Origin of the sequence: Listeria sp. ILCC792 (assembly GCF_900186135.1) — a bacterium.
Classification (GTDB): Bacteria; Bacillota; Bacilli; order Lactobacillales; family Listeriaceae; genus Listeria; species Listeria goaensis.
In genome coordinates this window covers 121,506-143,355 of record NZ_FYBO01000002.1, presented here as the reverse complement: position 1 = coordinate 143,355, position 21,850 = coordinate 121,506, and the positions used below count along the sequence as shown (strand labels likewise).

The 21,850-nt window shown below is 39.4% G+C and carries 19 protein-coding genes, 1 CRISPR repeat array and 1 riboswitch; of the genes, 16 read left to right on the top strand and 3 right to left on the bottom strand.

Translation table 11 applies throughout. The features are described from left to right. Positions 1 to 59: 59 nt before the first annotated feature. Entirely contained in the window at positions 60 to 1,460 is a 1,401-nt protein-coding gene (locus CFS60_RS03335; RefSeq protein WP_088815355.1) for a glutamate decarboxylase, read from the top strand. Between the two features lie 218 nt (positions 1,461 to 1,678). Here CFS60_RS03335 and CFS60_RS03330 read toward each other — a convergent pair whose 3' ends face one another. After that, positions 1,679 to 4,447, bottom strand: coding sequence for a YhgE/Pip family protein (locus CFS60_RS03330; RefSeq protein WP_369823175.1), 2,769 nt, complete (start codon positions 4,445 to 4,447; stop codon positions 1,679 to 1,681). A gap of 8 nt (positions 4,448 to 4,455) precedes the next feature. Continuing rightward, a complete protein-coding gene (locus tag CFS60_RS03325; protein WP_088809199.1) occupies positions 4,456 to 4,944 on the bottom strand; it encodes an Rrf2 family transcriptional regulator in 489 nt (162 codons plus the stop codon). Positions 4,945 to 5,124: 180 nt separating this feature from the next. Continuing rightward, positions 5,125 to 5,169: riboswitch (PreQ1 riboswitch) on the top strand. 6 nt (positions 5,170 to 5,175) lie between these two features. Between CFS60_RS03325 and CFS60_RS03320 the strand changes: the two genes are divergently transcribed. The 5 genes from CFS60_RS03320 to csn2 all read left to right on the top strand — a co-directional run bounded on the left by CFS60_RS03320 (position 5,176) and on the right by csn2 (position 11,930). Beyond that, entirely contained in the window at positions 5,176 to 5,661 is a 486-nt protein-coding gene (locus tag CFS60_RS03320) for a QueT transporter family protein (RefSeq protein ID WP_088809198.1), read from the top strand. A gap of 410 nt (positions 5,662 to 6,071) precedes the next feature. Continuing rightward, positions 6,072 to 10,067 (top strand): type II CRISPR RNA-guided endonuclease Cas9, encoded by a 3,996-nt coding sequence (gene cas9, locus CFS60_RS03315; protein ID WP_088838826.1) that lies wholly within the window; start codon positions 6,072 to 6,074, stop codon positions 10,065 to 10,067. Next, positions 10,068 to 10,934, top strand: coding sequence for a type II CRISPR-associated endonuclease Cas1 (cas1, locus tag CFS60_RS03310; RefSeq protein WP_088838825.1), 867 nt, complete (start codon positions 10,068 to 10,070; stop codon positions 10,932 to 10,934). It abuts the gene before it with no gap. A gap of 11 nt (positions 10,935 to 10,945) precedes the next feature. Next, positions 10,946 to 11,272: a CRISPR-associated endonuclease Cas2 gene (gene cas2 / locus CFS60_RS03305; RefSeq protein ID WP_255387544.1), complete on the top strand. Its 327-nt coding sequence runs from the start codon at positions 10,946 to 10,948 to the stop codon at positions 11,270 to 11,272. Beyond that, positions 11,259 to 11,930 carry a type II-A CRISPR-associated protein Csn2 gene (gene csn2, locus CFS60_RS03300; RefSeq protein ID WP_304441190.1) on the top strand — a complete coding sequence of 224 codons (672 nt, stop codon included), beginning with the start codon at positions 11,259 to 11,261 and terminating at the stop codon, positions 11,928 to 11,930. Before cas2 ends, csn2 begins: the two co-directional genes overlap by 14 nt. A 150-nt stretch (positions 11,931 to 12,080) precedes the next feature. Further along, a CRISPR array of direct repeats spans positions 12,081 to 12,710; the repeat unit is 36 nt; unit sequence GTTTTAGAGCTATGTTGTTTTGAATGATTCCAAAAC. 111 nt (positions 12,711 to 12,821) lie between these two features. On the opposite strand, the gene CFS60_RS03295 is transcribed toward csn2, so the two are convergent. Then, positions 12,822 to 13,310: a hypothetical protein gene (locus CFS60_RS03295; RefSeq protein WP_088838823.1), complete on the bottom strand. Its 489-nt coding sequence runs from the start codon at positions 13,308 to 13,310 to the stop codon at positions 12,822 to 12,824. Positions 13,311 to 13,431: 121 nt separating this feature from the next. On the opposite strand from CFS60_RS03295, the gene CFS60_RS03290 reads away from it, so the two are divergent. The 10 genes from CFS60_RS03290 (at position 13,432) to CFS60_RS03245 (ending at position 21,753) form a co-directional block, all read left to right on the top strand. Next, positions 13,432 to 13,914: a PH domain-containing protein gene (locus tag CFS60_RS03290; RefSeq protein WP_088809196.1), complete on the top strand. Its 483-nt coding sequence runs from the start codon at positions 13,432 to 13,434 to the stop codon at positions 13,912 to 13,914. Beyond that, positions 13,907 to 15,400: a PH domain-containing protein gene (locus tag CFS60_RS03285; RefSeq protein ID WP_088838822.1), complete on the top strand. Its 1,494-nt coding sequence runs from the start codon at positions 13,907 to 13,909 to the stop codon at positions 15,398 to 15,400. The genes CFS60_RS03290 and CFS60_RS03285 overlap by 8 nt, the downstream gene beginning before the upstream one ends. A 201-nt stretch (positions 15,401 to 15,601) precedes the next feature. Then, on the top strand, positions 15,602 to 16,405 hold the full coding sequence (locus CFS60_RS03280) for an amino acid ABC transporter substrate-binding protein (protein ID WP_088809194.1): 804 nt from the start codon (positions 15,602 to 15,604) through the stop codon (positions 16,403 to 16,405). Further along, positions 16,392 to 17,090, top strand: coding sequence for an amino acid ABC transporter permease (locus tag CFS60_RS03275; protein WP_088809193.1), 699 nt, complete (start codon positions 16,392 to 16,394; stop codon positions 17,088 to 17,090). The genes CFS60_RS03280 and CFS60_RS03275 overlap by 14 nt, the downstream gene beginning before the upstream one ends. Before the next feature lie 13 nt (positions 17,091 to 17,103). Then, on the top strand, positions 17,104 to 17,850 hold the full coding sequence (locus CFS60_RS03270) for an amino acid ABC transporter ATP-binding protein (protein ID WP_088815351.1): 747 nt from the start codon (positions 17,104 to 17,106) through the stop codon (positions 17,848 to 17,850). Positions 17,851 to 18,027: 177 nt separating this feature from the next. Beyond that, a complete protein-coding gene (hemG, locus tag CFS60_RS03265; protein ID WP_088838821.1) occupies positions 18,028 to 19,422 on the top strand; it encodes a protoporphyrinogen oxidase in 1,395 nt (464 codons plus the stop codon). After that, positions 19,415 to 19,771, top strand: a complete 357-nt coding sequence (acpS, locus tag CFS60_RS03260) for a holo-ACP synthase (RefSeq protein ID WP_088809190.1) — start codon at positions 19,415 to 19,417, stop codon at positions 19,769 to 19,771. Before hemG ends, acpS begins: the two co-directional genes overlap by 8 nt. Positions 19,772 to 19,789: 18 nt before the next feature. Continuing rightward, on the top strand, positions 19,790 to 20,908 hold the full coding sequence (gene alr / locus CFS60_RS03255; protein WP_088815349.1) for an alanine racemase: 1,119 nt from the start codon (positions 19,790 to 19,792) through the stop codon (positions 20,906 to 20,908). A 217-nt stretch (positions 20,909 to 21,125) separates the two neighbouring features. Next, on the top strand, positions 21,126 to 21,404 hold the full coding sequence (locus CFS60_RS03250) for a CopG family transcriptional regulator (RefSeq protein WP_088809188.1): 279 nt from the start codon (positions 21,126 to 21,128) through the stop codon (positions 21,402 to 21,404). 4 nt (positions 21,405 to 21,408) lie between these two features. Beyond that, entirely contained in the window at positions 21,409 to 21,753 is a 345-nt protein-coding gene (locus CFS60_RS03245) for a type II toxin-antitoxin system PemK/MazF family toxin (protein ID WP_088815348.1), read from the top strand. Positions 21,754 to 21,850: the final 97 nt, after the last annotated feature.

Below are 21,850 nucleotides of genomic sequence, written 5' to 3'. Positions count from 1 at the left end.
GGTTTTTTTCTTTGATTTCAGGGTACCTGTAAACAGATAAGAAAAGGAGGTACGCCTTTATGTTATATGGTGAGAAAGATAAGAAGGAACGGCGTTATGAAGTGCCGATTTTTGGTTCGGAGGAAGAGGGAAAAACGATTTCGAAATACAAAATGGCTGAAGATGGCATGGAGCCGCGGATTGCTTATCAGCTCGTGAAAGATCAACTGATTGATGAAGGAAATGCTAGACAAAATTTGGCGACGTTTTGCCAAACGTATATGGAGCCCGAAGCAGAGCGCTTGATGGCGGAAACGCTAGAGAAGAATGCGATTGATAAGTCGGAATATCCGCAAACCGCGGAAATTGAAAACCGCTGTGTGAACATTTTGGCGGACCTTTGGAATGCGCCGCGTAGTGAAACGTATATGGGAACTTCGACGGTGGGGTCTAGTGAGGCCTGCATGCTTGGTGGAATGGCGATGAAATTCAGATGGCGCAATTTGGCTTTGAAACGCGGGCTTGATGTGATGCGCCAAAAACCAAATTTGGTGATTTCGTCAGGTTATCAGGTTTGCTGGGAAAAATTTTGTGTGTACTGGGATATTGAAATGCGGGAAGTGCCGATGGACGCAGCTCATTTAAGCATCGATACAGAAAAGGTTTTGGACTATGTGGACGAATATACGATTGGTATTGTTGGGATTTTGGGGATTACGTATACAGGGAAGTTTGATGACATTCGGGAGCTGGATCGTATTGTGAGTGTGTATAATAAAACACATGAGCATGAGCTCGTAATTCACGTAGACGGGGCGAGTGGGGCGATGTTTACGCCGTTTGTTGACCCGGAATTGGAATGGGATTTTCGTTTGCCCAATGTTGTGTCGATTAATACATCGGGACATAAATATGGTCTTGTTTATCCGGGCGTGGGATGGATTGCTTGGCGCAGCAAGGAATATTTGCCGAAAGAGTTGGTGTTTGAAGTGAGCTATCTAGGCGGCAAAATGCCTACAATGGCGATTAATTTTTCGCGGAGCGCGAGTCAAATCATTGGGCAATATTACAATTTCTTGCGGTTTGGGTTTAGCGGCTATCGGGAAATCCATGAACGAACCAAAAAGGTAGCGCTCTTTTTATCAAAAGAGATAAGCAAAACGGGTTTATTTGAAATTTATAACGATGGTGAAAATATCCCAATTGTCTGCTATAAGCTAAAGGACGATGCAGACGTATCGTGGACGCTATATGATCTGGCGGACCGGTTACTGATGAAAGGTTGGCAAGTTCCGGCGTATCCGCTACCAAGCGCGATGAATGACACGGTAATCCAGCGTTATGTTTGCCGGGCGGATTTAGGTTTCAACATGGCAGAAGAACTTGTGGTGGATTTTAATGATGCAATCGCAGAGCTAAACGAGGCGCGAATTTTGTATCATGATAAGGGCGACAAGAAGACGTATGGTTTTACACATTGAAAACAGAGGCTGGTTTGCCTCTGTTTTTTTGCGAAGTATTGTTATATCACTGTTATTCCATGCACCATTACTATTTTTAGGCAAAATATCATTGCTAACGAAATGAAAGCGGCGGATGCTGAATTATTTGAACGAATCTTTCAGGTTTGAAGGTTATTTCAAAAAGGAATAATAGCAAAACCCACAGGATTTTTTATAAGATCCTGTGGGTTTTTAACTTACGCTTCTTGTTCAATTAAACTTTGGCTGTCTGTTTTAAATCGTTTGTTTTTTCTTAAATACATCGTGCCAATTAGTAGGAGGTTGAACGCGATGAAGATGACGAAGAGGATAATGGCGCTATGCACAAATACCGTATTTCCTAACCCAGCAGAAATGGCTTGTCTAAATCCGTAAACGGAGTAGGACATTGGAAGGAACGGGTGAATAAAGTTAAAGAATGAGTTGGTGAGTGGCATTGGGAATGTACCGCCAGCACCACCGAGTTGCAAGACGAGTAGTACCATCGCAATGAAGCGACCTGGATTTCCGAAACTCATTGCAAGGAACATCACGAGGAACATGTATGTGAGTGAAGTAAGAATAGAAATCGTGATGAACTGGGCGAGATTTTCGACCCCAAGGCCGAGCATGAGCATAATGACATCTAAAATAATAGCTTGTAAAACCGCAGCAACAAAGCCAATCGAGAATTTGCTAAACCACCACGATAGACCGCTTGTTGGCGTCATCGAAGGGCGACGGATTGGGAAGATGAAGTTAAATACTAATGCGCCCACATAAAGCCCAAGTGACAAGACGTATGGCGCTAAACCATGGCCGTAGTTTGGAACTTCGCTAATTTTTTCCTCAGAAAGTTTTGTTGGGGTTGCGAACATGTTGAATGTTTTGTCGGTTGCCTTCGTGTCGTTCACTTGCTCTGCGCCGTCACCGAGTTTTTCGGAAAGCTCTTTTGAACCATCACCAACTTGGTTTAAACCGGTGCCAAGTGTTTCTGAGCCGTCTGCCAGTTGCTGTGACCCGTCACTAATTTGACCGGCCCCACTAGAAAGCTGTGCGATGCCGCCACTTAGCGAGGTAAGGCCGTTTGAGAGTGCATTTGTTCCAGCGTGAAGTGTTGGTAGCTGTGCGGAAAGTTGATTGAGTCCGCCGCTTAGTGCGTTCGCACCGTTTGAAAGGGTGGCAGAACCAGCTGCTAATTGCGCACTAGCGCCGTTTAATGCTCCGTTGTTGCGGGATAAAGTTTGGAGCCCACCGTTTAGACTGCCAAGCCCCGTTGTGATTTGCTGTGACCCATCTGACAACTTGTTTACGCCGTTTGAAAGGGTTGGTACTTTTGCTTGTAACTGACTTGTACCGCTAACAAGTTGTGTGCTGCCGCTTTCCGCTTTCACTGCACCTGCTTTTAATTGATTTAATCCATCAGCAAGAGTTTGCATTTTGGCAAGCGAGTTTTGTGTGGAGGTAGTAAGCGTGTTGACGCCTGCTGTTACTTTTGGTGCTCCGCCGTTTAGCTCTGCGATGCCTTCGGATAATGCTTTCATAGATGGAAGTGAATTCGTGATTTGTGTTAGGGCTTTGTCGATTTCTTGATTTTGCGCGGTATTTACGCTACTAGCGCCTGCTTTCGCGCCTTGCTTAGCCGCTGCGATAATTGTGCGCGCTTCTTCTGAGTTGGGATCGATTCCGGCTTGTTGAATGGCTTGGTTGACACCTTGATCGATGGCGGAATCGTAGGAAGATGTGTTGCTTAGTTTTAATGTTTCGAGGCCGGATTTCAGTGTGGTTAATTGTTTGGAGAGTGCATTGTTGTCGCCAGTTCCGGTCGCATTAACATTTGCATTCAGTTGTGCGATGCCAGCTTCGAGCTCGGCCACGCCTGTTTCTAATGCTTTAATGTTATTTTGTGTTTCTGTAGAGTTGCCTTCTTTAATGCTTGCTTCTACATTTTGTGCGGCTTGGTCAAGTCCTGATACCAATTGGCTGATGCCACTATTTAAGTCTTTTTGGCCGCTAGCTAATTGGTTAACGCCGCCTGATAATGCAGGAAGTTGTCCTTGTAGCTGACCTAAGCCGCCGTTTAGTTGGCTCATCGCCGGATACAGTTGTGCGGTTCCATCAGCCGACTGGCTTACGCCATTTGTATATTGATTCAATTTGCCACTGAAGGTACTTTGTCCGCTATTTAAATCATTTGCGCCATTTGCGATTTTGTTCGCGCCGTCTGTCAGTTTACCAGCGCCACCAATTGCTTGCCCAACAGCGACATTAATTTGGTCAGCGCCGTCTTGTAGTTTTGCTGCCCCGTCATTTGCGCTCTCCGCCCCGTTTTTAAACGTAAGCGTGCTTTTTGCGAGTTTGTTTAAGTTTTCCGTAATCGTTTTGTTGCCGTCAGAAAGCTTACTAGCGCCGTCATTTAGTTTTTGCGCGCCGTCCGCTGCTTCTGTCATGCCTGCGCCAACTTCTTTAATTTTGGCAAAAACACTTTTGGCATATTCTTTAGTGACGCTTGTTGCAACTTCATTTTTGAGTTGATTTGCGCCTTGTTGCGTGACGACTTCACCGATGTAGTTTTGTGAAGGGTTAATTTTATACGTTAAATCCATTTTTTTTGGATTATCATCTAGGATAGTGGAAGCATTTTTGGAGAAGTCTTTAGGAATCGTGACAATCATGTAGTATTTTCCATTATCTAGTCCTTTTTCTGCTTCGCTTGCACTTACGAAATTCCAATCTAAGTCATTATTTTTCTTTAAGTTACTTACGAGTTCATCGCCGACCTCAAGCGTTTTTCCTTCATAATTTACAGGCGCGTCGTGATTCACAACGGCAACAGGCAAATCGCCAGTTTTACCGTATGGATCCCAAACGGATTTTAAGAAAAATGCGCCGTATAAAATCGGAATAAACAAAATAACGATGGAAGAAATAAGTAAAATTTTATTATTAAACAGTCGTTTCCATTCGTTTTTAAACACTACTATCATCACCAATCTTAAAAATGTAATTCGGGGTTAATTTCATTCCAGTTCGTATATGGAAGTTTGTCACGTCCAAGTGTTTCTAAAAGTAAGTCGGCCACAGTTTGCTTTTTAAGCGCGTCTTTCCACACTTGATCCGCTGCGCTAAACGCATGTGTTAAAATCGTCTCGCCTTTTTCTGCTGCTTCTTTTCGGATGTCACCAAACACAGTTTTAATCAACCCGCTATTGGGGTACGAATTTGTCTCGCCCTCAACAGCTTCAACAATCTCGAATAAACTGATTTGCTCGGGACTTCTTGCCAAAAAGAAACCACCGTTATTTCCAGGAACGGACCTGATAATGTTTTTCACAACTAGTTTACGCATGATTTTTTTTAAGTAAGAAGGAGAGACAAGTAGACGTTCGCTAATCGCGTCCGATGCGAGCGGTGCCCGGTTATCCTGCGTTGACAAGAGTGTAATAATGCAAACGGCCTGCTCCAGACCCTTTGTGAGTTTCATCATGTTCACCTCGATTTTGTTCAAAAGTACTTTAGGGATATCCGATATCCATCATGGATATTTAAAGTCTATATTGATTATAAACCCATTTTCAGAAAATGCAAGAGAAAAATCTTCTTTTTTTGAAAAAAATAAGTCTTTCCTTTACGAATGAACTAAGCTATAATGATATAGTTTGATAAACACGTAGTTCGAAACCATCCTACGTAAAAAAACTAGGGAGCGAAAACAATGAAAATAAAATTAATCACGGCTAACGCCATCGTGGCTGCACTGTACGTTATTGTGGGCTTTTTAATTCAGCCGATAGCGTTTGGCGCCATCCAGTTCAGGGTGCCAGAATTGTTCAACCATCTAATTGTATTCAGTAAAAAATATTTTTGGGGAATCGCGCTTGGCGTGCTCATCACAAATTTATATTCGCCACTTGGCTGGTATGATTTAGTCTTTGGCGTAGGGCAATCTGTCATAACGATGCTCTTGATGTTCGGCATCATGAAATACGTAAAGGGAACGATTTGGCGCATGATTGTAAACACGCTCGTCTTTTCCTTCACAATGTTCATCATCGCCTTTGAACTACATCTAGCGTTTGGATTACCATTTTTCTTCACATGGTTAACGTGCGCAATTGGCGAACTGACAGTGATGGGAATTGGCATTCCGATTATGTATTTTATTAATAAACGTGTGAAATTTAAAGAGATTATAGAATGAAAAAACTTCCAGCCTTCGTTTTTTGTAACGAAGGCTGAAAGTTTTTATAGCAATATTTTTCAGAAAAAGTACAAATAATACATATTAATTTATTGTAATTGTATCCTTATTTTCCGTAGTATTGTATAATTTATATAAAGCGTTTTCAAAATATAGATTTGTAAAAGTTTTAATGGCATAAGAAAAGCGCCGAGACAGCGCTACTTAAAAAGTTGATTACGGACAAAGCCTTATTTTAACTTGCTATGTTGTGTTGAATGATTCCAACAAATACATTATACCAAATTCAATGTATTTTGCAAGATATAAATTTAACGAATGAAATCTATATTAAAAATCTAAGTTTTAATTTGAATAACGCTATAGATATCACCATGGGTTGTATCATTAAGGAGAAAAGAGGGAATCGAATGAAAGATTACACAATTGGTCTAGACATTGGGACAAATAGTGTTGGCTGGGCCGTTTTGACGGAAGACTATAATCTAGTTCGCCGTCGAATGAAAGTTAGTACAGACACGGGAATAAAGAAAGTAAAGAAAAATTTTTGGGGTGTTAGACTATTTGATGAAGGTCAGGTTTCGAAAGATACACGTCTAAAACGCACAACTCGCCGAAGACTACGCCGCCGAAGAAATCGCTTGATTTATTTACAAAAGATTTTTATGCCAGAAATAATGGAATTGGACGCGAACTTTTTTGCTAGGTTAAATGAGAGCTTTTTAGTTACGGATGATAAGAATAATCCTAGGCACCCTATTTTTGGTACGTTAAAAGAAGAAAGAGAGTATCATGGGAAATTTCCGACGATTTATCATCTACGACAATTCTTAGCGGATTCGCCAGATAAGGCTGATTTACGCTTAATTTACTTAGCGTTAGCGCACATTGTTAAATTTCGAGGGCATTTTTTAATTGAAGGGGAATTAAATCTTGAAAATAGTTCAATTCAGAAAACCTTTAGCCATTTTTTAAATATCTACAGTGAAACAACAGGCTTTCAAGCACCTATTTTTAATAAACATTTCGAATTAGATACCGTAGAAAAAATTTTGAAAGATAAAGTATCTAGAATGAAAAAAGTAGAAGATCTACTTAGCTTATTCCCTAACGAGAAGTCGAACGGAATGCTAGGCCAGTTTTTAAAACTCATTGTTGGTAATCAAGGAAACTTTAAAACGATATTTAAATTAACAGAAGATGCAAAAATTCAATTTAATAAAGAAGAGTATGATGAGGACTTGGAAAATTTATTAAATCAAATCGGTGACGAATACACGGATCTTTTCGTAGCTGCTAAAAATGTTTATGAGGCTATGGAGCTTGCCAATATTTTAACTATGAATCAAGTTGGAACAAAAGCAAAACTATCTAGCTCGATGATTAAAAGGTATGACGAGCACCGAGATGATTTGAGTGCATTGAAAAAATATGTAAAGCTAAATTTGCCACACGAATATAACTCTTTTTTCAAAGATAAAAAAACAAATGGTTATGCTGGATATATTGAAGATAAAACAACTCAAGCTGAGTTCTATTCTTTTTTGAAAAAAAAGCTTTTTGGAAGAGAAGGAGCAGAAATGTTTCTTACTAAGATTGAAAATGAAAATTTTTTAAGAAAGCAACGAGCGTTCGATAATGGTGTTATTCCACATCAAGTTCATTTAAAGGAATTACAAGCAATTATTAAACAACAGGCTACATACTATCCTTTCTTAGAAGAACACAAAGAAAAAATAGAAGCGATTCTAACGTTTAGAATACCATATTATGTAGGGCCTTTAGCAAAAGGTCAGAGTAGATTTGCATGGATAGAACGAACTACAGAACAAGCAATTAGACCATGGAACATGAGTGAAAATGTAGATTTAATAGGTTCAGCAGTAGAATTTATTGATAGAATGACCAATTACGACACCTATTTACCAGATGAGAAAGTATTACCAAAACATAGTATGCTCTATGAAACGTATATGGTTTACAATGAGCTAACAAAGGTAACATATTGCGATGAACGTGGCATCATGCAAAATTTTTCTGGTAGTGAGAAACGAGATATTTTCACACATTTGTTTAAAAATGAACGTAAAGTCACTAAAAAAATGCTAGAAAATTATCTATTTAATATTTTTGAATTGGATAGTCCAAAAATAAAAGGTATTGAAACGGCGTTTAATGCTGGGCTTAAAACCTATCATGATTTTAATAAAGGTGGTATTTCAAAGGAGATTTTAAATAACCCAGAGAATCAAGAGGCATTTGAAGAAATCGTTAAAATTTTGACGGTTTTTGAAGATCGAAAAATGATTCATCAACAGTTGGAAAAATATGAATCGCTTTTTTCAAAAGATATAGTAAAAAAACTGGAACGACGTCATTATACTGGTTGGGGACGTTTTTCTAAAAAATTGTTGATAGGAATTCGTGATTACCATTCTCAAAAAACAATCCTAGATTATTTGATTGAAGATGACGGCGTCAAGAAGAATTTGAATCGTAATTTCATGCAGCTAATTACCGATAAAAATCTATCGTTTAAAAAAACTATCGAAAAAAATAATTTAGATGAAAGTCTAGATATTGATGAAGTAGTGCAAAATTTGCCAGGCAGCCCTGCTATAAAAAAAGGAATCCGACAAAGTTTAAAGATTGTACAAGAAATAAGAGGAATCATGGGTTATCCGCCAACGAATATAGTTGTAGAGATGGCAAGAGAAAACCAAACGACAGAAAGAGGAAAGAGGGCTTCTGAACCGCGATTGAAAAAGCTAGAGGAAGCGCTTAAAGGTGGCATTTTAAAGGATAATCCGGTTACAAACGAGGAATTGCAAAATGATCGATTGTATTTATATTATTTGCAAAATGGGCGAGACATGTATACAAATGCTCCTTTAGATATTAATAAACTTTGGCAGTATGATATTGACCATATCATACCTCAAAGTTTCGTAACAGATAATTCTTTCGATAATCGTGTGCTCGTAGCATCTGCTAAAAATCGTGGAAAACTTGATGATGTTCCTAGTAAGGAAGTTGTCGATAAAATGAAACCATTTTGGAATTCATTGCATCGTTCAAAACTAATCAGTGATAGGAAATTAAATAGTTTAACAAAAGGTGAAAGAGGAGGCTTAGAAGAAAAAGATAAAGTAGGATTTATTAAACGACAACTTGTTGAAACAAGACAAATTACTAAACATGTTGCTGGAATATTACAGCAACAATTTAACTCTCAAAAAAATTCAGAAGACAATCAACCAGTTCGTATCATCACATTAAAGTCTGCATTAACTAGCCAATTTCGGAAAGATTTTAAGTTATTTAAAGTTAGGGAAGTGAATGATTATCATCATGCGCATGATGCTTATTTAAACGGAGTTATCGCAACCACTTTGCTAAAGGTATATCCAAAACTAGAACCTGAATTTGTTTATGGGGATTATCGTAAATTTGATTTTCTAAAAGAACAAAAAGCAACAGAGAAAAAATGGTTCTACTCCAATATAATGAATTGCTTCAAAGAAACTCTCCAAATTAACGAGGATAAAGAAATTTTGTGGGACCAAAAGCGTGATATTTCTACAATAAGAAAGGTTTTAAATTATCATCAAATGAACATTGTGAAGAAAACAGAAATCCAAACAGGGAGTTTTTCTAAAGAATCTATTTTACAAAAAGGACCATCAAAGAAGTTGGTTCCGCGTAAAACTGGCTGGAATACAGCAAAATATGGCGGATTTGATAGTCAAAATATGGCTTACTCTATCTTGTTTTCCCATGAAAAAGGGAAAAATCGAAAAGTCATAAATGCGCTTATAGGAATAACCATTATGGAACGTACAGATTTTGAAAAAAATTCGACTCAGTTTTTAAAAAATAAAGGTTATATAAACCCTATTCTACAGTTAAAATTTCCTAAATATACCTTGTATGAGTTTTATGATGGCAGGCAGCGAATGCTTGCAAGTGCTAATGAAGCACAAAAAGGAAACCAAATGATATTACCTAATTATTTAATTGAATTACTATACCACTCGAAAAACTATGTAAATAATTCTTTTGATGCTAATGAGAGCTATGCCTATATAAAAAGACACCTAGAAGATTTTTCAGACTTATTAACTGCTGTCAAAGCATTTGCGGAACAATACACGTTGGCCCCTGAACGACTGGAACAGATTGAAAAATTATATGAGAAGAATAAAGATGAGGATATTAAAAAGATAGCTACTTCTTTTGTTAATTTAATGCAGTTCAATAAAATGGGAGCTCCTGCTAAATTTGAATTTTTTGGTGAGCCCATTGAAAGAAAGCGTTACACGAATGTAAAAGAAATACTAAACGCTACAATTGTTTACCAATCTATTACAGGATTATATGAATCAAGAAGGAAATTAGGTGAGTAAATGGGATTTCGGACTGTTGTTGTAAATAAACATTCAAAATTGTCGTATAAAAACAATCATTTAATTTACCGCACATCGAGTGAACAAGAGTTAATTCACCTTTCAGAAATTGACATTTTATTGCTAGAGACAACAGATATTGTAGTGACGACAATGTTGATGAAAAGATTAGTTGATGAACAAGTTTTAGTTATTTTTTGTGATGAAAAACGGTTACCAACTGCTCAGTTACAACCGTTTTATGCTCGCCATGATAGTAGTCTCCAACTTGCTAAACAAATCGCTTGGCAATCGGCTCATAAAGAAATTATTTGGACAGAAATTATATCCCAAAAAATTTCAAACCAACAACAATACCTTATCCAATTGGAAAAGCATGAAAAAGCGGAGGCTTTAAAGACATTGCATGACGGACTAGAGAAATTTGATCCCTCTAACCGAGAAGGGCACTCGGCGCGTATTTATTTTAATAGTCTTTTTGGAAAAGACTTTACAAGAGAAGCAGAAATAGCAGTAAATAGTGCTTTAGATTATGGATATACGTTATTAATGAGCATGTTTGCAAGAGAAGTTGTAAAGTCAGGATGCTTGACTCAATTAGGTCTAAAGCATGCAAATCAATTCAATGATTTCAACTTAGCCAGTGATATCATGGAACCATTTCGTCCATTAGTTGATCAAATTGTTTATACAAATAGAAATGAGGAGTTTCCGATTATAAAACGAAGATTATTTGATTTATTCGAGAATAATTACTTGTATCGTAATCAGCAAATGTTTTTAACAAATATTGTTAGCGACTATACTAAGAAAGTAATTAAAGCATTAAATAAAGAAATAGAAAGGGTTCCGGAATTTAGGATATGAGTTATCGATTTATGCGAATGATTTTAATGTTTGATATGCCTACAGATACAGCTGAGGAAAGAAAAAGCTATCGACAATTTCGTCGCTTCTTAATAAATGAGGGTTTCATTATGCATCAGTTTTCTGTCTACAGTAAAATTCTATTAAATGGTTCAGCAAATACAGCAATGGTAGGACGTTTAAATCAGCATACACCTAAGAAAGGATTGATTACATTATTGACAGTTACAGAAAAACAATTTGCAAGAATGATTTATCTAAACGGTGCAAAAGATTATAGTGTGCGCAACACAGATGCAAGAATCATTTTTTTAGGAGAGGATTATGGTGAACATTAAATTTCCATTATTGGAAAATCCAATTGAAATTTCTTCAGGAACAGTGTTAGTTATTGAGAGTGTGAAATTATTTTCAGAAACTGTACAACATTTTTATCAATATGAAGAAGAGAATGTACTAAAGTTATTTGATGAAAAATATACCGCTTTGAAAAAATCTGAATTAATAATTGTTACTGATATTCTAGGGTTTGACATTAACTCTCCTACAATTTTAAAATTGATTTATGCGGATTTAGAACAACAATTAAATGATAAACCGGAAGTAAAGTCTATGATAGATAAATTAACTTCAACAATCGGTGAATTAATCGGATATGAATTATTAGAGCATGAACTTGATTTAGAAAATGATGAGATAACAGTTTTGGAATTGTTTAAGGCACTTGGAATCAAAATCGAAACACAAAGTGATTCATTCTTTGAAAAAATCATTGAAATTATTCAAGTTTACAAATATTTATCAAAGAAAAAACTTTTGGTTTTAATAAATGTTGGTTCTTATTTAACGACAGAAGAAATGTTAGAAATCATGAATTATATTTCACTAAATCAAGTTAAAACATTAATGATTGAACCAAGACAAGTTCATGGGTGTAAGCAATTTATTTTAGATGAAGATTATTTTTTAAGCTTCCATCAATCACCGAGCATTTAAAAAAGATAATAAAAGATAGCTTTTTCTATAATTTCGGTGTAAATTTAAAGTAAACACGTCCGTTGGTAAATGGTAAAAAGGAATCATCAAAACTCAAGCCCTGCTATAGGCTGAGTAGTGCGATTACGGAACCTTGAAAAAAATTACGAGGTTTTAGAGCTATGTTGTTTTGAATGATTCCAAAACGACCATTCTGTTGATTCCGCCCTTGTCAATGTTTTAGAGCTATGTTGTTTTGAATGATTCCAAAACAAAGAATCAAAGTTCGTTAACGAGGAGCGTGTTTTAGAGCTATGTTGTTTTGAATGATTCCAAAACCTTGACTCAGATAAACATAGTCCCATGTCAGTTTTAGAGCTATGTTGTTTTGAATGATTCCAAAACTTGGGCAAACTAAAAAAAGAGTGGGCAAAAGTTTTAGAGCTATGTTGTTTTGAATGATTCCAAAACATTAGCCAATGCGGTTATCTTCCGTAAGGTGTTTTAGAGCTATGTTGTTTTGAATGATTCCAAAACTTAGATAACCAGTTCACAGAGCGCAAAATATGTTTTAGAGCTATGTTGTTTTGAATGATTCCAAAACTATGCAAAGAATCAGCTAAAGCGTCTTCTGTTTTAGAGCTATGTTGTTTTGAATGATTCCAAAACACGAGCGTTTCATAATAAGAACAGGGCTCTGTTTTAGAGCTATGTTGTTTTGAATGATTCCAAAACAAAAAATTCTTTCTTATGGTGGACCCACAAGTTTTAGAGCTATGTTGTTTTGAATGATTCGGGCTAGGTTGCTTTGTTACAGATAGAAGCTTGAGAGGTATAATGGTAGATAGAATTGAAAAAATCCAGTAAAAATACCATTTAATAAATGGAATTTACTGGATTCTTTCGTTTTTTTTATTCATATTGTTTTACTTCACGGGTAGTAGCTAAATTGTAAAAAGTCATTTGAGTTCCATGTTTTTGTTTAGAAGTTTCCTTTTCAGGGGCTGATACCGTCAGTATTGCTGTTTCAACATGCCCGTTCTTATCGGAGCTTTCTAGCAAAATATGGTTTTCACCGGGTTTTAAACCAGAAATCGTAAACTGGTGACTTTCCGTAAAAGTATGTCCCGTCATTTTTTTGTTTTGGAAGGAATACGATACTTTTACTGCAGAAGTTGTACCAAACATCACAGTTGCTTGATTTTTCGTATTCATAACGACGTATGGTGAATCAAATGTATAGTCATCAATTAAAAACATATCGGAAAGTTCTTCGGACGTTTTTGCCGAGTATGTAATCTCGGATTCTGGTACTGGTGCGGCTTTCGCAAGCGGGGCAACCCAGCAAAATACAGCAAAAACGACGACCGAAACAACAAATAAATTAGCTTTTTTTCGCATTCTAAAACCCCCTAGAATGGTTTGTAAATTCATAATAGCACAAAATTATGAACAAACCATGAATAAAGTCTTTTATTGTAAACTAAAATACAGTATGATGAAATAAAAAGGAGGGGCTTTAGTGGAACTAAAACAATTGGAAAAACAGTTACCGCCAGAAATTAAAACGGTATGGCGTCAAACGTATGGGATTAACGGTGCCATTTTATTACTTATTTCTGTCGCGCTTTTCACTGTATTTTATTTCTCAAATATAAATCTTGGATTCAGTTTAATTGGCTTTTCGGTAACATTAGCATACTTTTTATTTTGCTATCTATTCCTTATCCCGTATAGATGGAAAAGGTGGAGCTACCAAATTCGTCATGATGAAATTGAAATCCAACACGGCATCATTTTCAGAAGCCGCGTTTTAATTCCGATGATTCGGATTCAGCACGTCGAAACAGCGCAAGGACCACTTTTACGTATGCAAAATTTGGTGTCGCTTTCCATTACAACAGCAGCGGGAGCTCACGTGATTGAAGCAGTCAACGCCTCGATTTCGGATGAGCTGCGCCATCACATCTTAGAGCTTGTAAAGGTGGCGAAAGAAGATGTTTGAGGAAAGAAAACTCCATCCGATTGCGCTTATTAAAGAAATCATTGTGAACGTTAGACAAAATATTGTTCCAATCTTCGTTGGTTTTTTCTCGGCATTTCAGGCGATTCGAAACAATGGTTTTTTGCCAATGTGGCTCTTAGTTTTAATACTAATTTTACTGGCCTTACTTATTTTGGCACCTGCGTTTCTTAAGTATATGACATATCGCTATACGCTTGAAGCGGAAGGAATTCGGATTAAATATGGTTTCGTGTTTCGGAAAAATATTTATATTCCTTATGAAAGAATTCAAACGATTCAAGAGAAGCAATGGTTTTTCTACATACCATTTAATGTGACGCAAATTCTAATTGAAACGGCTGGCACGAAAGGAAAAGCAGAAGGCGACTTATCCGCGGTTCCAAAAAGTGTGGCAACTGAATTGCGCGATTTACGCGAAGGAAAACGCGAAGAAAAACGCGAAGAAGCTGCTACAATAGAAGAGAACAATTTGGAAAATCCGTTTGATGTTCCGAAAATAAAAGAATCGGAGAAGCCCATTCAAACGATCACGCTGAAAACGAACCAATTGCTGCTGATGGCAGTTACTTCAAGTGGGGTGCTCGGCGGTTTTGTGATTTTGCTAGCTTTATTTGGCCAATTTCAAGAAGTGATACCAGATGACCTGATTTCCGAAAGCTATGATCAAATCGTCAAGTTAGGCGTGTTCATGTTTGTCATTCTCGCCATTTTAGCGCTGCTTATCATGTGGGGCGTTTCGATTGTTGCTACGCTGTTTAAATATTTCCAGTTTAAGTTAAAACAATTTGAGAATCATTTGGAAATTGAAAAGGGCTTGCTACAACGAAATCACACGACTATCCGCTTGGAGCGAATTCAAGGTGTCATCATCACCGAATCGCCTTTTCGCCAAATGCTCGGTTTAGTTGCCGTCAAACTAATTACAGCAGGAAGTTCTGGCGACAAGGAACATTCAGGCGATATTTTAATGCTCCCGATTATGAAGAAAAAAGAAGCACTAACAATCATTCAAGACGTGCTCCCGCAATATCATGTGCCGAATGAGGCGCTAAAACATGCGCCAAAATCAAGCTTAAAACGCTTCATCTGGATTTATTTCATCTGGACCATCATTCCGGCCATCGTAGCAAGCGTGCTGTTTTATCCACTTGGCTTCATCGCACTCATTTTACCGGCTCTAGCCGTACTAAAAGCCATTCTTAGCTACCGCGCCACGGGATTTCATTTTGCAAGCGGAACCGTTCTTTTTAGATCCAGACCGTTTCTGTCTAAAACATCGCATCTAGTTCGCAAAGAACGCATTCAAGCGATGCACGTACGCCAAAGTGTGTGGATGGCAAAAAGCAAAACCAACCATATCCAAATCGCGATTAAATCCGGTAACAGCAGTACAGCCGCCTACCTGCGCTATTTAGGCGACGAACAAACAACTGAACTATACGCCTGGTATCGCCCTGAGAGCTAAAGCCTAATTGCTTTAGCTTTTTTTATATGGCAAGCCGCGCACTTATCTTTGGTAAGTCGATTTGCTTGCAAAAAATAGGAAATTTACCTAAAATGAACACAGAATTGCTAAAATCAATTTATGTATGAAGTCAATCCCTTCTATTTAAATCGGAATAGTTTGATTTTCTGAAGGTCTGACACAAAAAAGGAGCGTTTCAAAATGAAAAAATTACTTGCCGTTTTATTTACATCTCTTCTTGCTGTGGTTCTTGTAGCTTGCTCGAGTTCAGACGGGGGCGATTCAAAATCAGCTGATGATTCAATCTATGATCAAGTGAAAAAAGATGGTGTTCTAACTGTCGGAACGGAAGGAACTTATCGTCCATTCACTTTTCATGATAGTAAAACGAATAAATTAACCGGTTATGATATTGATGTGATTAATGAAGTAGCTAAACGTTTAGGCATTAAAACGAAATTTGAAGAAACTCAATGGGACTCGATGTTCGCTGGATTAAATGCATCGCGTTTTGATGTGATTGCCAACCAAGTTGGGATTAACGCCGAACGTGAAAAGAAATATGATTTGTCACTGCCATACTCGAAAAGCACGGCCGTTATTGTGACCGCTAAGGATAATGATTCGATTCAATCGATTGATGATTTAAAAGGCGTCAAAGTAGCCCAAAGTTTAACCAGTAACTATGGCCAAATCGCAAAAGATGCGAATGCAGATATTCAGTCCGTGGAAGGGCTAGCGCAGTCGCTTGAGCTCATTAAACAAGGGCGCGTAGACGCAACGGTCAATGACAAACTTGCGGTTTTAGATTATATTCAAGAAACGGGCGATAAAGATATTAAAATTGCTGCCGAACTCGATCAAGAAACGAGCAGCTCTGCTTTCGCTTTTCGTAAAGATACAGGGTTAAAAGCGCCATTTGATAAGGAAATTAAAGCGATGAAAGAAGACGGCACATTACAAAAGATTTCCGAAAAATGGTTTGGTGAAGATGTTACCAATTAGTCTCGGGGAAATCTCGTTTAATAATTTGAACTGGGATGTGCTAAAAGAAGCGTTTTGGCCGATGGTGAAAGGCGGAATTGAATATACAATTCCGCTTGCGCTAATTTCATTTATTATCGGTATGGTCATCGCGCTTTTCATCGCACTTTGCCGTCTATCCAGTTCAAAAGTATTGCGAGGATTAGGGCGCGCTTACGTGTCAATCATTCGCGGAACACCGCTTCTTGTGCAACTTTTCGTGATTTTTTATGGCTTACCTACGATTGGATTAAAATTTGATCCCTTCCTAGCTGCGGTCATTGCTTTTTCGCTGAACGTCGGAGGTTACGCTGCAGAAATTGTGCGCGGTTCCATTCAATCCGTCCCAAAAGGACAGTGGGAAGCAGGCTACACAATTGGGATGAACTACAGTCAAACTCTGTTTCGGATTATCATTCCGCAAGCCGCACGAGTGTCCGTGCCGCCACTTTCGAATACGTTTATTAGTCTTGTAAAAGATACGTCACTCGCCTCGCTTGTGCTCGTTTCTGAACTTTTTCGGAAGGCACAAGAAATTGCTGCGACAAGTTATGAATTTTTACTGATTTATATGGAAGCAGGGCTTCTATACTGGATTCTTTGTGTCTTTTTATCCGGGATTCAAAATCGCTTGGAGAAAAGGCTAGACCGCTATGTTGCAAAGTAAGGAGGCGTCTAATATGTATGTGGAAGCAAAAAACGTTCATAAGAAATTTGGCGAAAACGAAGTGCTAAAAGGCATCGATTTAGCTGTTGAAAAAGGAAGTGTAACGGTCATCATTGGGCCGTCTGGCTCTGGCAAAACTACATTTTTGCGCTCGCTAAACGCGCTTGAGGTTCCGGAAGAAGGAGTCCTCCGTTTTGATGACTTGACCGTTGATTTTTCCAAAAAACTAACAAAAAAACAAATTGCAGATGTGCGCCGCGAGTCATCGATGGTGTTCCAAAGTTACAATCTTTTTCCGCATAAAACTGCGCTTGAAAATGTGATGGAAGGCCCTGTTCAAGTGTTAAAGACGGATAAACAAACGGCTCGTGATGCGGCGCTCGCGCTACTTAAAAAAGTGAATTTAGAGGCGCAGGCGAACCAATATCCATATGAACTTTCTGGTGGGCAAGAGCAACGTGTGGGCATTGCAAGAGCACTCGCGATGAAGCCGAAGTTATTATTGTTTGATGAACCGACCTCAGCGCTTGACCCTGAACTTGTAGGCGATGTGCTTCGCGTTATGAAGGAGCTTGCCGCAGAAGGCTGGACGATGATTGTTGTGACGCATGAACTTAAATTCGCAGAACACGTGGCGAATCAAGTAGTCTTCATGGACGGCGGCGTTGTCGTTGAAAAAGGCGAACCAAACGAATTTTTCAAAAACCCGAAAGAAACACGCACCAAACAATTTTTAGAGCGGATACTCGACCCAATTTGATGAAAGTCTGGCAGATTCTATTTTTAATGGGATTTTGCTGGGCTTTTTGGCGCTTTTGTTCAGCCACTCCGTTACCGGACGACGAAGAAGTAAGCAATTTGGCATTCTCTTGTTTAAAGGGGATGCTTTTTTGTGCTAAAATAGACGTGGAAACTTACATGAAGGGGCGGATTGGATTTGAAACGGATTTTAATTATTGGTGGCGGGCTTTCAGGGCTCACTGCGGCGTATACGATAGAAAAAAGCAAACGTGAAGACGTAGCTTGGGATTTGTATGAGCAGGCTGAAACGTTTGGCGGGAAATTTGAAACAGTGAAACGGGACGGCTTTTTAATTGAAAAAGGGCCAGACTCCTTTTTAGCCAGAAAACCGGCGGGAGTGGAATTAGTACATGAGCTCGGGCTAGCGGACAAGCTGATTGCGAACGCGACGGGGCGCTCATATATTTTTAACGAAGGACGGCTGCACCCAATCCCAGAAGGCTCTGTGATGGGCATTCCGACTGATGAACAGGCACTTCTTGCGAGTAGTTTGTTGACGGCAGCGGGGAAAGAAAGAGCGATTTTGGAGAAAACCCTGCCATATGAGTCCGCTTCAAAAGACGTCTCGTTAGGTGAATTTTTTGAGGCGAGATTCGGCCATGAGCTCGTTAAACGTTTGGTGGAGCCACTACTTTCGGGGATTTACGCGGGGAATATTTATGAGATGAGCTTACGCGCGACGTTCCCACAATTCGAGCAGGCGATTTTGAAAGCTGGGAGTTTGATGGAAGGGCTAAAGACGCCGAGTGACGCGAAGATGAGTACGACTGGCACGAAAAATACAATTGGGGCTTTTCGCACGCTCTCTGGCGGCTTATCTGAATTGCCAGCGGAACTTTTGCGCAAGCTGCCGACTGAACGGCTGCACGCGAACAAGCAGGCTACTCACATTTCGAAACGGGGCAGTAGCTATGCGGTAGGATTTTCAGATGGAACGACCGAAGAGGCTGACGCCATTTTAATCGCCGCAACACATGATGCGCTCGTCACGCTTCTAGACGCGGAAACGACCGCGCCATTTCAAAATAGACCGCTCACAACGCTCGCTACCGTTTCCATCGCATACGAAAATGCCAGTCGCGCCAATTTGCCAGAAGGAACTGGCTACCTCGTCGCACGAACCGGAAATGACGAAACGACCGCCTGCACGTGGGTACATAAAAAATGGCCGCACATGGTGCCGGATGGCAAGATGCTCCTCCGCGGTTTCGTCGGGAAATCAGGCGAAAATTTAGTCGCAGAGAAGAGTGACGCAGAACTAACCGCTATTGTTTTAAACAACTATAAAAAAATGATGAACCTTACGGAAACGCCACTTTTTGCGGAGGTCAGTCGAATGAACCACGCCATGCCGCAATACGATGTTGGGCATATTGAGCGCCTTAGCGCATTCAAGCAGAACTTGGCGGCAAACTATCCGCGTGTTGAATTCGCTGGAATGAGCTATAATGGTGTAGGAATCCCAGATTGTATTCGGGGAGCAGAACTAGGTGCAAACAGACTTTTGAATGAGGTGGAAACGATTGATTAAAGGTATTGGGCTCGACATGATTGACCTAGAACGAATTCAGCGCGCAGTCGAACAAAATCCGCGTTTTGTTGAACGCATTTTAACCGCGGAGGAACAAAATTTGTACCACACATTTACAGGCGGACGCCAAGTGGAATTTTTAGCGGGACGATTTTCTGCAAAAGAGGCATACGCCAAAGCAAATGGCACTGGATTTGGCAAGGAGTTAAGTTTTCTCGACGTTGAAATTTTAACAGGAGAAAGCGGCGAACCGCAGCTTTTGAAGCCGCAAATACCGGGCGAGCGAGTTTTCGTGAGCATCACGCACACAGGCCGTTCAGCCGCCGCGCAAGTCATTATCGAAATTTAAGGAAAGCGAGTGTTTCAAATGGTAACCGGATGGCATAGACCGACATGGATCGAAGTGAATTTAAACGCAATTGAAGCCAATATTAAAAACGAACAAAAACAACTACCTAAAAACGTCGAAATCTTCGCTGTTGTAAAAGCCAATGCTTACGGACACGGCATGATTCCCGTCGCGGAAGCCGCAAAAAAAGCAGGTGCCACAGGTTTTTGCGTAGCCATTCTTGACGAAGCGTTAGCGCTTCGTGCGGCCGGATTTAGCGATCCAATTTTAGTCATGGGCGCCATTTTAGTTGAAGACGCCGCCTTAGCTAGCGAAAACGACATCTCCATTACCGTTTTTCACCAAGCCTTTTTTGACGAACTAGACTTAAATGAGGGCAGCCGCCCGCTTAAAATTCACCTAAAGGTCGATACCGGAATGGGCCGCCTAGGCTTCCGCACAAAACCAGAAATAAAAACGGCTCTAAAAAGCTTGAACGAAAATGCGCAGCTGCATTTCGAAGGCATCTACACGCATTTTGCAACCGCCGACGAAATCGATACAACATATTTTAATACGCAGTGGGACAAATTCCAAGACATGCTAACCGCACTACCAGAAAAGCCGCGCTACGTTCACGCTGCCAATTCCGCCACATCGCTTTTACATGCAAAAGCGCAAAACCAGTTCAACGCAATCCGCTTCGGCATCGGCATGTACGGGCTCCCGCCATCAACCGAAATTGAAGCGAAATTGCCATTTAAATTACAGCCGGCACTCTCCCTTTTTTCAAAAATCGTGCAAGTAAAAGAATTGCACCCTTCCGACCACGTGAGCTACGGCGCAACTTATGAAGCGAACAAAAACGAATGGGTCGGAACAGTCCCAATTGGTTACGCAGACGGAATAATCCGTCACTACAGCGGCTTCCACGTTTTAGTAGCCGGCAAACCATGTGAAATCATCGGGCGTGTCTGCATGGACCAACTTATAATCCGCCTCCCCAATTATGTTGATGTTGGGACAAAAGTAACGATAATCGGGAAAGACGGCGCTACCTCAATATCTGCGACCGATGTAGCCGAGTATTTAGATACCATTAATTATGAGGTAACGTGTTTATTATCAGACCGCTTACCAAGAATTTATCCATCTTAGAAGTCTATTTTCGTGCTTTTATTAAAAAGGAAGTTTATAATGTAGTGCATAATACAAAATAACTAGATTGGCCTGAAAATTTTCCGTTTCCATAGGACTAATAGCTAGAATTTGCTTATTTTACTTAGAAAAACCATAAAAATACTTTTCTAAAATAGCACATAATGGTACCATAGAGGTGATACAAGTTTTGTACGCAGCTTTGGGGGTGTAAGACGTGTTAGAAAGAGAACAACACAAAGAAATTTCTATTGTTTTGTCTCAAGCAGTGATTGATGAACTCGACCGTCTAGTAGAAGAAGAAAAAGTGGAGCGGAGTGAAGTAATTATGGAAGCAACTCAAGAATTTTTGAAACAGAAGAAGGCACGTGAAATGCGCACAGAAATGGAACGTGGCTACACAGAAATGGCCAAAATTAATTTTGCAATCGCTTGTGAATGCACTCATGTTGAGGCAGAGGCAGAAAGTAAGAATATTGAAGTATTAGGAGGTTAGGCTTTTGATTAAGCGTGGTGATGTTTACTACGCGGATCTTTCCCCCGTGGTCGGTAGCGAGCAGGGGGGGATACGGCCTGTTCTCATCATTCAAAACGACATCGGCAATCGTTTTAGCCCAACCGTTATTGTTGCGGCCATTACTGCGAAAATTCAGAAAGCAAAACTACCCACACATATTGAAGCAACCAAAAAACATGGTTTTGACCGAGATTCGGTTATCTTACTAGAGCAGGTTAGAACGATAGATAAGCAGCGTTTAACAGATAAAATCACCCATTTGGACGATGAACTCATGGATAAAGTAAATCGCGCACTTGAAATTAGTTTAGGAATTGTTGAGTTCTAAAAAATACATAATCAAATGGGAAAAACGAATGATGGTAATAGGGTCAAGATTTCGCGAAAAAGACGTTTTAAATGACGGGCTACTTGTACATAATTCT